General features: G+C 39.9%; 13 protein-coding genes. 7 read left to right on the top strand and 6 right to left on the bottom strand.

Features of this window, described 5'->3' with window-relative positions; all coding sequences use genetic code 11:
- Positions 1-16 precede the first annotated feature (16 nt).
- From RTR43_RS19365 to RTR43_RS19380, 4 genes are all read right to left on the bottom strand, one after another.
- Complete coding sequence (locus RTR43_RS19365; RefSeq protein WP_312474060.1) at positions 17-2,131, bottom strand: ATP-binding protein; 2,115 nt, start codon at positions 2,129-2,131, stop codon at positions 17-19.
- Entirely contained in the window at positions 2,131-3,129 is a 999-nt protein-coding gene (locus RTR43_RS19370) for an ABC transporter substrate-binding protein (protein WP_312474062.1), read from the bottom strand. Before RTR43_RS19370 ends, RTR43_RS19365 begins: the two co-directional genes overlap by 1 nt.
- A 387-nt stretch (positions 3,130-3,516) precedes the next feature.
- Positions 3,517-4,341, bottom strand: a complete 825-nt coding sequence (locus tag RTR43_RS19375) for an MBL fold metallo-hydrolase (RefSeq protein WP_312474063.1) — start codon at positions 4,339-4,341, stop codon at positions 3,517-3,519.
- A gap of 15 nt (positions 4,342-4,356) precedes the next feature.
- The gene (locus RTR43_RS19380; protein ID WP_312474064.1) at positions 4,357-5,322 is read right to left on the bottom strand and encodes a quinone oxidoreductase family protein; all 966 of its coding nucleotides are present in this window, start codon (positions 5,320-5,322) and stop codon (positions 4,357-4,359) included.
- Between the two features lie 298 nt (positions 5,323-5,620).
- On the opposite strand from RTR43_RS19380, the gene RTR43_RS19385 reads away from it, so the two are divergent.
- The 6 genes from RTR43_RS19385 (at position 5,621) to RTR43_RS19410 (ending at position 11,596) form a co-directional block, all read left to right on the top strand.
- Positions 5,621-6,211 (top strand): guanylate kinase, encoded by a 591-nt coding sequence (locus tag RTR43_RS19385; protein WP_312474065.1) that lies wholly within the window; start codon positions 5,621-5,623, stop codon positions 6,209-6,211.
- 366 nt (positions 6,212-6,577) lie between these two features.
- Positions 6,578-8,206, top strand: coding sequence for a spore germination protein (locus tag RTR43_RS19390; protein WP_312474066.1), 1,629 nt, complete (start codon positions 6,578-6,580; stop codon positions 8,204-8,206).
- Positions 8,207-8,253: 47 nt separating this feature from the next.
- A complete protein-coding gene (locus RTR43_RS19395; protein WP_312474068.1) occupies positions 8,254-9,351 on the top strand; it encodes a GerAB/ArcD/ProY family transporter in 1,098 nt (365 codons plus the stop codon).
- A complete protein-coding gene (locus tag RTR43_RS19400) occupies positions 9,348-10,640 on the top strand; it encodes a Ger(x)C family spore germination protein (protein ID WP_312474069.1) in 1,293 nt (430 codons plus the stop codon). Before RTR43_RS19395 ends, RTR43_RS19400 begins: the two co-directional genes overlap by 4 nt.
- Positions 10,633-10,821, top strand: a complete 189-nt coding sequence (locus tag RTR43_RS19405; protein ID WP_312474071.1) for a hypothetical protein — start codon at positions 10,633-10,635, stop codon at positions 10,819-10,821. Before RTR43_RS19400 ends, RTR43_RS19405 begins: the two co-directional genes overlap by 8 nt.
- A 244-nt stretch (positions 10,822-11,065) precedes the next feature.
- Complete coding sequence (locus RTR43_RS19410) at positions 11,066-11,596, top strand: phosphatase PAP2 family protein (protein ID WP_312474073.1); 531 nt, start codon at positions 11,066-11,068, stop codon at positions 11,594-11,596.
- A 5-nt stretch (positions 11,597-11,601) separates the two neighbouring features.
- Here the strand turns inward: RTR43_RS19410 and RTR43_RS19415 are convergent, their stop codons facing one another.
- Complete coding sequence (locus RTR43_RS19415) at positions 11,602-12,642, bottom strand: sensor histidine kinase (protein ID WP_312474074.1); 1,041 nt, start codon at positions 12,640-12,642, stop codon at positions 11,602-11,604.
- The gene (locus RTR43_RS19420) at positions 12,639-13,313 is read right to left on the bottom strand and encodes a response regulator transcription factor (RefSeq protein ID WP_312474076.1); all 675 of its coding nucleotides are present in this window, start codon (positions 13,311-13,313) and stop codon (positions 12,639-12,641) included. Before RTR43_RS19420 ends, RTR43_RS19415 begins: the two co-directional genes overlap by 4 nt.
- A 284-nt stretch (positions 13,314-13,597) precedes the next feature.
- Here RTR43_RS19420 and RTR43_RS19425 point away from each other — a divergent pair, with 284 nt between their 5' ends.
- Positions 13,598-14,197: an NADPH-dependent FMN reductase gene (locus RTR43_RS19425; RefSeq protein ID WP_312474078.1), complete on the top strand. Its 600-nt coding sequence runs from the start codon at positions 13,598-13,600 to the stop codon at positions 14,195-14,197.
- The last annotated feature ends 59 nt before the right edge of the window (positions 14,198-14,256 follow it).

Consider the following 14,256-nt stretch of genomic DNA (forward strand, 5'->3'; position numbering starts at 1 on the left):
CCTTTCATTCTCCCACTTAGGATTCTTTCTCTGAAAGATTATATGGCGTTTCCTCTCTAACCCGTTTTTCTGCCGGTATGCTGACTTGTACCGTTGTTCCGGATCCTTCATTGCTTTCCAAATGAATGGATCCGCCAAATTCCTCCACAATCCCATAGCATACAGATAGTCCTAAGCCAGTGCCTTTTCCGACAGGCTTAGTTGTATAAAAAGGATCGAATAGTCTTGGTAAAGCCTTTTTAGGAATTCCGCAGCCATTATCGCTCACACTGAACATAACCGAATCCTTATCCTTTTTTGCTGAGATGTTTATTTTCCCTTCGTTTTCTACAGCATCAATCGCATTATTAATAAGATTCACAAGCACCTGCATGAGCTTTAAGCTGTCTCCAATAAGAATTGGCAGCTCTTCTTCTATGGAAGCTAAAAAAATAATTCCTTTCTTTTTTAATAAATGTTCTACAAGACCAATGCTACTTTGAATGGTTTCTTTTATATTAATTTGCGATAATGTCCAATTGGATTTCCTTGAAAAGTTTAATAGATTTCCTGTTATTCTTTTGCAGCGCTCTGTATTTTCTTTTATTTTGCTTAAATAATAAGCCATTTCCACTTTGTCCAAATCTTTATCATTCTGTTCCAGACGATCGATTAAATCCTCTGCATACACATTGATCGTTGCAAGTGGATTATTCACCTCATGAGCAAAGCCCGATGCCATTAAACCGAGTGCACTAAGCTTATCTGTTTGGATAATTTTTTCTTCCATTTCCTTTTGCTCGGTAATATCTTCAATCATAACCAGATATTCGCCTTCTCCTTCAATCGCATGATTAAGTGGGAACACCCTGTGCCTGAAGAGCCTTTCTACATTTTGCTTATTTTTCATCCTCATGATCATATCAGCACTGCCTGTAAGGCCCGGACAGGTAATTGGGCAATTTTCACAAGGCCGGCTTGTTCCACCAATAAGCGTGTAGCACGGCAATTCGACTTCATCCTTATTAAACCAATTTTCGAGCACCGGATTCATCCACGTCACCTTATAATCCTTTGTGACGAGTGCCAGTCCGGCACCAATGCCATTTACGATAACATTCAGCCGCTCTTTCTCCTGCTTCAGACGCTGGGTTTTTTCCTGAAGCTCTTTACTCATTTCATTAAACGATTGTGACAGTTTGCCGAATTCATCATCTCTGTTCAATTTAATTGGGGCAGCCTGACACCCCGCCTTCAAGTTTTTCATCCCCTTATCAAGGAGGACAATAGGAGCTGTAAAATAAATGCCTGCATAAATGCTAATTATGCTGACAATCAACGTGACGATCGCCACAACCATTAGCCCGTTTCGGACCATTTCATTAATGGGTGCATACGCGGTAGATTTTGACTGCTCCATCACCATTGTCCACCCTAAATCCTTTATTTCAGTCCTTACACCCAGCACATCGTGGTTATCATCCACAAGCTTATTTTGATGGAGTTTGCTGTTGTCCTGATGGGCAATCACCTTCCCATTTCGGTCCAATAAATACAAGTAGGAAAAATGATCTTGTCTTAAAGAAGAAATCTTTCCAATAATCTTTTGCAGCTGAATTGTAGCACCGACTGCTTTTCTTTTGCCATTTTCCAAATAGGGTATGGCAAGCTTCATAACCGGCTGGCCAAACTGATTAAATTCTACTTTCCCATATATGCGCTCCTTTAATTGAAAAGCAGACCACATATCTTCCGAAAACCATTGTTCATTTTCATCGGGTAGGTTTAAACGATAACGGGATACCCTTTTTTCAACGTACCCCTTCTCGTTTGTGATTACAGCTTCCTCTATTGATTCATTTTGTTGAAGCAGTTCATAAAAAACACCTTTTTCTTTTTCCTGTTCCGTTAATGACGCAAACATTTGAACCCGCTGAAACATCTGATTGAATTCAAGTTCAATTTCACCTGATAAGTTATCCAGCATTAATTCCTGTTTATCAAGAATCCTTTCTTTAAGATCCATTTTCACATGATAATAGTAATAAGAGCTGATTAATAAAAGCGGCAACGTTGACATAATGAGACCAAAAACCAGCACCTTAATCCGCATTGGCTGAGCGTGAAGCCATTGAATGATCTTATTAAACATTAAGGGTTCACCTCCCCATCCTCAGAGATAATAAAATCAGGGATATGTATGAGGTTTTTATTAAGTTCTATTCCCAGCTCATTTTTCACGTGCTGATTGACAATAAAGCGGAATCTGTCGGGAAGTTCCACTGGAATTTCCGCAGGTGAATTACCTTGAATGATTAAGCTGACAAACCTTGCAGCCTGATAGCCTTGATCGAAGAAGCTAGCACCATAGCTAGCAAGAACCCCCGCTTCCTGCTCATAAATCCCCATGGCCGGAACTTTATTATCTCTAGAGAATTGTGCCATCTCCTTTGTCAGACTTTCCATCCTAAAACCAGGCAAGATTAATAAGGCATCATTTTTCTGCAAGCTCCCTTTTAGCTTGCTTTTAAAAGAAGGATCGCTCACATTACACGGTAGTATTTTAAGAGAGAGCTTTTCAGAAGCCTGCTTCGTATTCTCCAAGCTCAGCTTACTTACTTCAATATTTTCGTCATAAAGAATATGAAATCTTTGAATGGAAGGCACTAAATCATGAAAAAGCTCCAATCTTTTTCCTGATAAGTTCGTATGGTAATTATTAATACCAGTAAAAAGCCCGCCTGGTAAACGATAATCCTTTATAATTCCCATTTCCTTCGGAGCAGCTACTCCTGCAAAAACAACAGGAATTTTAATATGTTGCTGCTCCATTTTTTCCTTGAGCTTTAATGTTTCTATACCTCCGAGAGTGACAATCAGCGCTGGTTTCCCCTTAATCAATTCATTAATTTTGGTATCGAGCACCTCCTCATTATCATGTGCACTCTTTACCACATACTTTACATCGCCCTTATGATATCCTAGCTCCTGCATCCCTTTTTGCAGACCAGTGAGCTTTTCATGCCGGCCATCTCCAATCATAACCACGCCTATCTTTACTGGAGTCCTATCGTCATTGCTTATAAACGTTAAAAAAATTATCGAAACCGTTAAAATTGTAACGAGGAATAAATAAAGTTTTGTTTTCATAGCAGACTCCCAACCTTTTTCTTTTTCAAATCTATTATAGGGGACTAAACAATGTTATTACATTTGAAAAAAGGAGAATTCTATGAAACTTATAGTTTCTCAGGCTGTCGAAAAACCTTCGACAGCCTTTATTTTTTATGTCAATTTAACCTTCCACCGCGTTAATTTGTTATAGTATTTTTTCATGCAACAGGCCAGTTAGCAGGGCCAATCCATTATTAAAAAATTGCCGAGAAATATACCATTTCTCGACAATCTATGAAACTTATAGTTTCTCTTTCACTTTCACATACTTTGCAAAATTTGGGCTAATGTTAGTGCTATTTATGCGTGCAAGAGGAGGGAACATGATTCCATTTTTGAAAATCTGTGATATCTGGACTTGGATCACGTCCTTTTGGTGTATTCCCGGCGAATGATAGCGATATTTTCCCCATGGCAATGGTTTGTAAACTTTGATGGAAACGGCATTTCCTTTTCCAATGCAGTCAGTGCCGCTGGATCTTCTTTTATAACAGCAGCAATTAGTCGTTCAAGATAATCTTGCGACAATTGAATTCTGCGCTTGATCTCCACCTGACTTGTCGATGTTTGCCCATGACCTGGAACTAATACCGAAACAGCATGTCTATCGAGAATTCGTTCTGTTTTTCGAAGTGTATCCAAATATGCCTTGGCACTGTCGTAGACAAACGGCAGCTCAAAATCGGATAGATAATCCCCAGCAATCCATACCCCAAGCGGTTCAATGATTGTAAATAATCCATCCTGAGTATGTCCCGGCGATAGGTAGAAGGTAATCGTTGTTTCCCCAAGCACAAGCTGCTGCCCGTCTTCTTTTATAACAATATCCACTTCCGGAAAGGCAATCGAATAGGGACAATGAATATAATAATCATTGTAAAACTGATGAATCATCTCAACTTTTCCCACTTTATTGGTATGCTCCTGCAGTCCCTTGCTTCCGATGACCTTCGCACCTGGGAAGGCATGATAGCCGATGATATGGTCGAAATCTCCGTGGGTAAACAGAAGATACAGCTGCTTTTCCCCTTGTATCCGGGCTACATGCTGCTCTATTTCCTCTATTTCATGTGGAAGCCAGTTTGGGTCGACAACGAGAACGAAATCCTTTGTATTTACTACAGTACATGTAGTCTGATATAGTGCACTCTGAAACACGGTTAGGTAATCATTTTGAAATTGGATCATAGCTTCTCCTTTTCTCTAAGGAATTAATAAAATTTTGCCTGTGCTCTTGCGGCTTTCGAGATATTGGTGTGCTTTTTGGCCATCGTGTAGCGCAAATTTCGCCTGCTCAGATACCTTTACTTTTCCCTCTTCCATCCATCGGAACAGCTCATTTGAGCGTGCTACTCGTTCCTCGCGGGAAGTAAGCACATTCCATAGATCTCCTCCAGTCAGGGTTTTTGACGTATCCATTAACATTCTTGGGTCAACAGGAGCTGGGTCTCCCCCTGCCATCCCGTAAAATACAACCGTTCCACCGACACGTGTGGCCGCGAAGCTGTCTTGAAGTGTGGAGCCTACTGATTCATAAACCACATCAGCACCTCTACCGTTCGTCTCCTCGAGCACTTGTCTCTTCCAATCATCCGTGTACAAGAAAACGTTAGCTGCTCCTGCTCTTTTCGCTGCGGCAGCTTTTTCCATGGAAGAAGTTAAGCCAATCGCCTTGCCGCCGAGCAAATTTACCATTTGTACGAGGAGCTGCCCAACACCACCAGCCGCCGCATGAACAAGAACTACATCATTCATTTTCACTGCATAACTATCCCTGGTTAAATAATGTGCGGTCAACCCTTGCAGCAATACCGACGCAGCATCAGCAAATGATATGGGTTCCGGGATAGGTATTGCTTTTTCAAATGGAACAGCAACTAGCTCAGCATTTGCATACGGTACATCAGCAAATGCAATCCGGTCGCCAACATTGATACCTTGGATGTTGACTCCCGTCTTTTCTACAATTCCTGCCCCTTCGTACCCTAAAATATATGGGGGATTTCCCGCCAGATGATAGTTTCCTTTTCTTCTATAAATATCAGCAAAGTTCAAGCCAATTGCTTTCATTCTAACTAGTATTTCACTTGGACCGATAACAGGAGTTGCGATTTCCGTATACTCCAGTACTTCCGGTCCTCCGAATGTATTGAACACAAGTGCTTTCAAATGCATAACCTCATTCTATATTCATTTTTGCAATACGCTTTTATTAAATATGATTGGGAAAAAGAAAGCAAATTACTGCTTCAATCAAAGGGAGTGTGAATATCATCTGGTGTTTAGAAAAAGGATCCTGCTCTATGGGAAAGATGCAAACAAAAACATGACACCCCCCCCCCTGAAAAACCATATATTTCTATTATATTGTCGTTTTGATATAATAATAGTAACCCTTCATCATTTTCCAATAACAGTCCCCACGATAAAAGGATTATTCTTTATCAAAACCAAAAGGAGGCTCTATATGTATCAAATCAAAGGAAAAGAAAAGATTTTTGTTTACACAGGTCCTGATGGCTCTGGAAGAAAAACCATTGCAAAAATGGTTGCTACCGCTTTTGATATGGAAACTGTTCTCTCTTACACTACCCGTTCCCCCCGCCACTATGAAAAAAATGGTGAAGACTACCACTTTGTTAATGAAGAAACCTTCAAACACATGCAAGCACAACAGGCATTTCTAGAAAGTGTTGAAATCGATGGAATTCATTATGGAATTCGTGAACAAGATATCGTTGAAGCATTTCAAAACCATGATTTCGTCTATTTGACGTTAAATCCCGAAGGTACTGAAAAGTTAAAAAAAATGTATGGTGATGGTGTCGTAAGAATTTTTATTTATGCCGATCGTGATACGGTTATCCAAAGACAACAGGAGCGCCAAGATAATGAAGAAGTAATCCAACGCCATATGACCCATTATGATGAGATCTTAAGCTATAAAAACAGCTGTGAACACGCATTTGAAAATTTTGATTCCCCACAGGTTTCTTTTCAAGTTAGTGAATTAATTGAATCCTTTTTGGATAGAAATCTCACTGTAACAGATTATTAAAGAAAACTAACGAAGAAAACCCGAATGAAAGCGAACAGTGCCTGTCACTGTTCGCTTAGTTCATAATGTACGAAAGGATCTCATTGATAGACCAATTACCCTCAGAAATTGGTGCTACCACTACCTTTTTACCTAAATCCTTTATGAAGTCTCTCTGTTTTGTTTTTAATCTCGAACTTTAAAAACCATCCTCTAACTCCTTTTATTTCCACCCCCTATTTCATGATATTCTACCAGCTCTAGTTATTAAAAAAATTCCATTTTCCAATGGGAATAAAAGTAATTTCTCTGCAAATACTATTATTGTATGAAACGTATTTTTTGTATAACCGATAAATGATATTTCATATATAGGAGAATTGTCATATGAGCATCTGGAAAAAACTTAAGAAATACTTCGTGGCAGATTTGACAGTGATGCAGGATTCTTTCTCCTTAGGTAATTGGGCAGAAAATATGGATAATGAAACGAACGAGGAACCCCAAAGGTTCACTGAAGGAATGCCACAGATTGAAACCAAAACCATGGACTATGGAATTCTATCTTTCAACCTCGATCAAAATATTGACTGGATTAAGAAGCACTTTTCGTATCCTCAAAATCATGGACTTGTTGTACGCAGAATGGCGATTGGCCAATCAGATTTACAAGCAGCTATCATTTATATGGATGGGCTAGTAAATTGGGAGCCCTTAAATCGAACTGTGATTACTCCATTAATGGGTATGTACATACCCATTGACGCAGTGTTGAATGAGGAATTTTTAATGGAGCATATTTTAACAGAAGGTGAGATCTCCAAACATGAAAAGCTCGGATTGATCGTCAATGATATCCTGATTGGCAGAGCCGTCGTTCTAGTCGATGGATTGAATATTGCAGTCATAGCAGGGGTCCAAGGATGGGAGAAAAAGGCAATTGATAATCCCAAAACAGAAATGGTGGTTCGTGGTTCACAAGAAGGCTTCACAGAAGATATTCAAACAAATCTGTCTATGATTAGAAGAAGGCTTCGAACTCCTGAACTCATTGTCGAATTAGGGCAAGTCGGATCGATTTCGCAAACAGATATTGCAATAGTCTATATAAAATCGATAGCTAATGACGATCTTGTCGGAGAGGTTCGTGGAAGAATTGCCGCTATCGACTATGATTATATTGGCGATAGTGGGATGGTCGAACAATTTATTGAAGATCATCCAAACTCTTTTTTTCCTAGTGTGTTAAGTACGGAACGCCCTGATCGGCTTTCAGCCCAAATTGCAGAAGGCTACGTTGGGATTTTGGTCAATAATTCACCATTCGGTTTGATTGTTCCAGCCCATTTCCCCCTTTTTTTACAAACAGCAGAGGATGCGAATCTTCGATGGCCATATGGAACCTTTATTCGGATTGTCCGGCAAGTAGGATACTTTATGTCGTTGTATTTGCCCGCCTTTTATGTTGCCATCGCTAATTATCATATGGAAATGATTCCGACTACGCTTATTCTCGCTATTGCAGGTACCCGTGAAACCGTTCCGCTACCAGTTGCGGCAGAGACCGTCCTGCTTGAATGTATGTTTGAACTGATTCGTGAAGCTGGTGTACGGATACCGGGCGTTATTGGTCCAACTATTGGTATCGTGGGAGCATTGATTCTCGGGCAAGCGGCTGTTCAAGCAAATATTGTAAGCCCCATCGTAGTTATTATCACGGCTACCACCGCTTTATCATCATATACGATTCCGAACTACAATTTGCAGTTTGCTACACGTATCCTTCGTTTTGTTTATTTGTTTGCTGCTTCATTTTTTGGGTTAGTCGGGATTGTATTGGTGTGGCTCATTCTCTTATCCAATCGGGTAGCAAGTAACTCTTTTGGAGTTCCGGTTCTTTCTCCAATTACACCACATCTACGAAGCAACGACACGCTCATAAGAGCTGGTATGAAGTTGCAGAAATATCGGTCATTATCGATTCGTCCAAAAAGGGAACGAAAAATGCCCAACTAGAAAGAATGGAGACCAAACACATCTAACAATAAAGGGGAGGTCTAGAAGTGAGAAGGCATCACATAGGAGTTCGTGAGGCGGCATCTGTGGGCATTATTTTTGTTATAACGAAAATATTTCTTCCCTTTCCTCGGTCGATGGCTGAATTGGGTGGTACAGCGGCTTGGATGATTGTTCTCATTGCGATCCTACTTTGCCCGTTGTCATGGTGGGGCATTCGAGGTGTAATAAATTCTGCAAAGCCGGGTTCATCTCTAATTACTGCGACGGAAGAGATAATGGGCCCATTTCTGGGCAGCTTGATCAATTTGTCTTATTTCTGCTTTTTCTTCATGATTACGTTTATCGTGCTTCGTGAATTTTCAGATATGATCGTGACGGATATCCTCCCCAGAACGCCGCTTAGCATCATTTTGATTTCACTTCTTGTCCCCGTTGCCATTATTGCTCGCTCAGGAATTGAAGTTCTGGGGCGCATTTCTTGGTTAACAATCGGTATAATCATTACAAGTGTGGTGGTCTTACTCGTTGGCGGGCTAATGACCTATTCGGATCCCAAAGCGTTAATGCCTATTTGGGGAACCGGAAAATCTCGAGTTATTACAATGGGAATCGTGAAAAGCTCTTTGTTTTCTGAGCTGCTAGTTTTCGGGTTCATCCTGCCAAGAATGCGTAAAGCACAAGAATGGGGACAAGCTGTTTGGTGGTGTTTAGCAATCAGCTCTGTCATTTTATTAAGCACGATCATTACCTACATGTACGTGTTTCCATATCCTACTGCAACCCGAATAAATTTCCCGTTGTTAGAGATCAGTAGAATTATCATTGCCGGTCGATGGATTCAGAGAGTTGAGAGCCTTTTTTTGGTCGTTTGGTTACTCTGCACCGTAATTAAGCTTTCTGTTGGTTTATATTGCAGTGCAGCGACACTGTCACAAATGCTACGTTTACCCAAGGATCAGCTTCTTATCTTCCCATTGACTATCATCGTTTACAATTTGGCCATTCTGCCTACCACTGAGATGACAGCGGTTTCTTGGGATTCAGGAACTTTACGAATGTACGGATCAATCTTTTCTATTTTACTCCCCATGCTAACGTGGTTTGTGGCGATTTTACGAAAAAAATGGAGGCTCCAAATGTGAAAAGGATCCAACAGACTTTAAAAATATTTCTGGCTCTCCTTTTGTGTATTCCATTTTTGTCCGGGTGCTGGGATCGATTGGATCCAGAGAATATGGCTTTCATTGTTGCAGTGGGCGTTGATCCAGGTCCTAAAAATGATTACTTGTTCACCTTTGCCATTGCTGTGCCGAAACCTCTTGGTGTGAGTGGGCCAAGCTCAGGGGGGATAGGCCATAAAACAATAGTTACACATACCGTTGAAGGATCGAATATCATTTCTGCCCTACTGGCTAGTCAAAGTTTTATTGCTCGTCGGCTTACCCTCACCCACTCCAAAGTCTTTATATTGGGAGAAGATCTAGCACGAAAGGGTGTGATGCCTGTACTCGGGGAGGTGGTACGCAGTCGAGAATTCAGGCGTTCCTTTTATGTAATGACAACACGTGGGAAAGCAGAAACTTATATTCATAACATAATACCGACAACTGAAACCGATATTAGCTTATGGTTTGAATTGGAACTGGATCCTAATAATATGGGTGCTGTTCTACCGCGAGAATCCCGCTTTCACAATTTTATTATCGACATGGAAAAGCCAGGAACAGGTGCCATTTCCATTCAAACTGCCCCACGACCAGATATTCGTAAAGGCACTGCAAGCTTTCCTTCTGGAGACGAAAATTCCGAGGCAAAGCAGTCACCTATTGCAAACCAAAATGCCGGGAAAATACGTAGAACTGGAGATACTCCTGTCGAATTTTTTGGGTCTGCTGTTTATAAAAGTGATAAACTGAGAGGTTTTCTCACGGGGGCAGAATCTCGCATTCTTAATATGCTCCGTGGTGAATATACAAGAACAACTTGGGATATTCCGGATCCATCCAACAATAAATTAAATCTAACCATTGATATGAAAGCACAAACGAAGTCTGAAATGAAAATAAAACGAAAGAAAGATAAAGTCCTCGTCGCATTTCGTGTGGCCATGGAAGGAGATTTGATCAGTGTTCAATCCCAAGTAGATTTTACGAAACCGAAAAACAGGAAAAAACTCGAACAAGCGGTCCAAAAGCAATTAGAAGAACAGTCAAAAAAAGTGCTTGACAAAACACTACACAAATGGAAAGTCGATTGTTTTCATATTAACAACCGGGTTAAATCCACATTTTCCACATTAAAGGAATGGGATGCATATAAGTGGGAGGATCATGTAAAGGATGTAGAGTATAAATTAGAGATTACATTTAAAATGCGCGGGCATGGTGATCAGGTAGGGCCTGCCATTGGAGGGAATAAAATACATGATTGAACAAATAGCAAAGTGGGTGCTCATAGCCTTTGTTTCCATTTGGGCAAGTGTTTATGTCGGAAGTCTTGCACCGCAGCTTTGGCGTCAACGAAATTACAGGGGAGCGATAGGGGTCATTATACTTGCAAGCATTGTCCTAGTGTTCCCTTTAGTCCTTTCCATCTACCGTAAAGGTAATTAAAAACCATAAATAGATGAAATAGGGTGAATGATGATTTCTGGGACCATTTTCTGAACTTTAATGAACTCTTTACACTCTTTTTACACTAGGTTAAGAAAGGCTCCTTATTTTTCTATTACAATAGTAGTAACCTACCTATTGTAGGAAATGGATGAACATTACCGTTGCTGTGCAGGATAAGTGGAATCAGTAGATAGATGGAACGATGAGTTGAAAATAATTCATTAGTAAAGGAGAGCTGAGAATGATCAGGATGCTGCATGTTTTTTACGGCTTCGAATGTCGTTTATTTCAGAAGGTAAATCGCCATTTTGATAGTAAGCTTTTAAATCTTTTTTTCCGCTCAATCACACACTTAGGTGGAGCAGATATTACCATCGCTGCTACTTTTATCCTCATTTTCGTATCGACAGGTGAAGTCAGATTGACTGCTATCGCCAGCGCACTCGCTTTGGCAGCAAGTCATATACCGGTCCATTTTGTTAAGCGACTGTTTCCCCGAAAAAGGCCTTATATGAAGATAGAAAAAACAAGAACTCATGAGAATCCCATAAAAGATCATTCATTCCCTTCAGGGCATACAACTGCGATATTTTCCGTCGTGACTCCATATATTTTATTCTTGCCACAACTTGCTTATGTGCTAATCCCACTAGGACTTTGTGTAGGACTATCTAGAATTTACTTAGGTCTTCACTATCCTTCGGATGTCATTGCTGGCGGAATCCTTGGTACGTTAACTGGGAGTTTATGCTTTTGTTTATTCTTTATTTGAGAGATTCATAGCGGGATTGATATCGTAAAAGAGGTGCCTTCCCCTTCTTTGCTTTCAACAAAAATGGCCCCATCGTGCATATCAATGATTTTTTTCACGATAGAGAGCCCTAAACCACTGCCGCCTTTTGAACGTTCTCTAGCCTTATCTGCTTTATAGAAGCGTTCAAATACATGTATTTGGTCATTTTTTGAAATACCAATTCCCGTATCAGAGATTTTTATGATGGCTTTGTTCTCGACCTGCTGAAGATGAATTCCAATCCTCCCTTGGTTGGGAGTAAATTTAATACTATTATGAATCATATTTGTCCACACTTGACTCATTAAATCTTCATCTCCAACCAACACTACCTTCTCTAGCGAAACATCCATTTCAATTCCCTTGTCTACCCATTGCACTTCACAGGCTAAAATAATATTTCTTATTTGCTTGTCTAGACGATAGCTTTTTTGTTCAAAAGGATGATTGCTTGATTCAAGTGAGGTTAATTTCAGGAGGTTATCACTTAATTTTGACAACCTCTTACTTTCTGTTTCAATGATATTGAGAAAGTGGGTTCTCTCCTCCTGACTAAGATGATCATTTTGCAGAGCACGTGCGAATCCGCTGATGGATGTTAGTGGTGACTGGATTTCATGTGATACATTTGAAATAAACTCTTGGCGCATGTCTTCCATTTCCTTTAATTGTTTTGCCATATGATTGAAATGATCAATAAGTGTTGTAAAGTGATCATCTTTTTTCAGCGTTTCCAACTGCACATTAAAGTCTCCACTCGCAATTCTTCTTAGTGCATCAATGACTTCTTGAAAAAGATTACGCTGCTTGGAACGGATGAGTAAAGAAATACAAAACCCAACACCACCAAAGATAAAAAAGCCAAGAATGGTCGTAATTAAATGCTGAAGATAATCTGATGGATGAAAACGAAACAAGTAAAAAATATGGGACACAAGAAAGTAAGCTGCTGAAAAACTAACAGTAATCATCATTAAAAAGATGAAAAAACCAAATATATGTCGAAAAAACTTTCTTCTTTTCATGGTTTCACCTCAAGACGGTAACCTAGTCCCCATATTGTTTGAATACGGAAAGGGAACTCTGATTCCGGAAATCGCTCTCTCAGCCTTTTTATGTGAACATCCACCGTGCGTTCATCCCCTTCATAATCATAGCCCCATATATCGTCAATTAGCTGTTCTCTAGAAAATGTTTTTCCCGGATAACTGGCCAATTTGAACAACAGCTCGAATTCTTTCAACGGAATCGTGATTTCCCGGCCTTTAAAAGAAATTTCATGTGTTTTGCGATTTAACTTAAATTCCCCCATCTCAATGGTTTGTGAGGCTGTAATGTTATACCTTTTCAGCAAAGCTTTGACCCTTGCCACTAATTCAATCGGGTCAAATGGTTTGACCAGATAATCGTCAGCTCCAAGTTCAAATCCCTTTACCTTTTGTGCTGTTTCTCCTTTGGCGGTTAACATTAATATGGGGATATCACTGAATTCTCGAAGCTCGCGGCATAACTCCCAACCATCCATGTTCGGCATCATGACATCGATGCTGACAAGGTCCATCTTCACTTTTTCCATTAACCTTAATGCCAACATTCCATCTGACGCCTCATAAAGTTCGAATCCCTCCTTTTTTAGAAATAGGAGAACAAGTTCTCGAATATTGACATCATCATCGACAATTAATAATTTCGCCATTGGTCCTCATCCCTTTCAAACCATTTCTTTCATCCGTAATTGTTGCTCTGCAAATTCACGATACAAGGAGTGAGTTTGTAAAAGTTATTTCGTTGCATCATGTTCACTTTCCATATTACATCCAAGATTATACAAAGAATATATGAATTGAATATGAACTTTCAACATCATTCATTATCCTTGACAAAATAAATCCAGTATATTATTATTTATCTTGAATTAATAATATTTTAATTCGAGATAAATAAATTGAATAGAATTTACATCATAGAGGTGGTAATAATATGGGCTTTTTCAACAATCTATTTAGCAGTTCAACGAAGGAGGACGAGACAATGACAAAGGAAAAATTAACAATAGGAATTATCTTAGGAAGCACACGTCAAGGCCGTGTAAGTCCACAAGTAGGAGAATGGGTAAAAGGAATTGCCAACCAACGCGGAGATGCCAATTATGAAATCGTGGATATTGCTGATTTCAAATTGCCATTTTTAGGAGAAGGTACTGGTGCAGAACCAGGACTACAAGCTTGGAATGAAAAACTAGCTAGCTTAGATGGATTCGTATTCATTGTTCAAGAATACAATCACAGCATCACTGGGGCATTAAAAAATGCTCTTGATTCAGCACGTGAAGCATGGAACAACAAGGCTGCTGGAATTGTCAGCTATGGTTCAACAGGTGGCGCTCGTGCTGCTGAACATTTACGTGGAATCTTGGGAGAATTAAAAGTTGCTGACGTTCGTGTACATCCCACCTTGTCACTATTTACAGACTTTGAAAATGCAAGTGTCTTCAAACCAGCTGAATTGCATCTAACTAATGTTAATGCCATGCTTGACGAAGTAATCGCTTGGAGCGGTGCCTTAAAAACATTAAGGTAAGAAACCATTATAAATAGTAAGAAAAAGGGGGAATAATGATTATCCCCCTTTTTTGTGTG

Origin of the sequence: Neobacillus sp. (genome assembly GCF_031988165.1) — a bacterium.
Taxonomy (GTDB): Bacteria; Bacillota; Bacilli; order Bacillales; family Cytobacillaceae; genus Neobacillus; species Neobacillus rhizosphaerae.

What these genes read in the sequence shown, in the direction of transcription:
- RTR43_RS19385 (WP_312474065.1), top strand. Translation starts at nt 5,621, where the DNA reads ATGTATCAAATCAAAGGAAAAGAAAAGATTTTTGTTTACACAGGTCCT.
- RTR43_RS19405 (WP_312474071.1), top strand. Translation starts at nt 10,633, where the DNA reads ATGATTGAACAAATAGCAAAGTGGGTGCTCATAGCCTTTGTTTCCATT.
- RTR43_RS19390 (WP_312474066.1), top strand. Translation starts at nt 6,578, where the DNA reads ATGAGCATCTGGAAAAAACTTAAGAAATACTTCGTGGCAGATTTGACA.
- RTR43_RS19410 (WP_312474073.1), top strand. Translation starts at nt 11,066, where the DNA reads ATGATCAGGATGCTGCATGTTTTTTACGGCTTCGAATGTCGTTTATTT.
- RTR43_RS19365 (WP_312474060.1), bottom strand. Translation starts at nt 2,131, where the DNA reads ATGTTTAATAAGATCATTCAATGGCTTCACGCTCAGCCAATGCGGATT.
- RTR43_RS19420 (WP_312474076.1), bottom strand. Translation starts at nt 13,313, where the DNA reads ATGGCGAAATTATTAATTGTCGATGATGATGTCAATATTCGAGAACTT.
- RTR43_RS19370 (WP_312474062.1), bottom strand. Translation starts at nt 3,129, where the DNA reads ATGAAAACAAAACTTTATTTATTCCTCGTTACAATTTTAACGGTTTCG.
- RTR43_RS19375 (WP_312474063.1), bottom strand. Translation starts at nt 4,341, where the DNA reads ATGATCCAATTTCAAAATGATTACCTAACCGTGTTTCAGAGTGCACTA.
- RTR43_RS19425 (WP_312474078.1), top strand. Translation starts at nt 13,598, where the DNA reads ATGGGCTTTTTCAACAATCTATTTAGCAGTTCAACGAAGGAGGACGAG.
- RTR43_RS19415 (WP_312474074.1), bottom strand. Translation starts at nt 12,642, where the DNA reads ATGAAAAGAAGAAAGTTTTTTCGACATATATTTGGTTTTTTCATCTTT.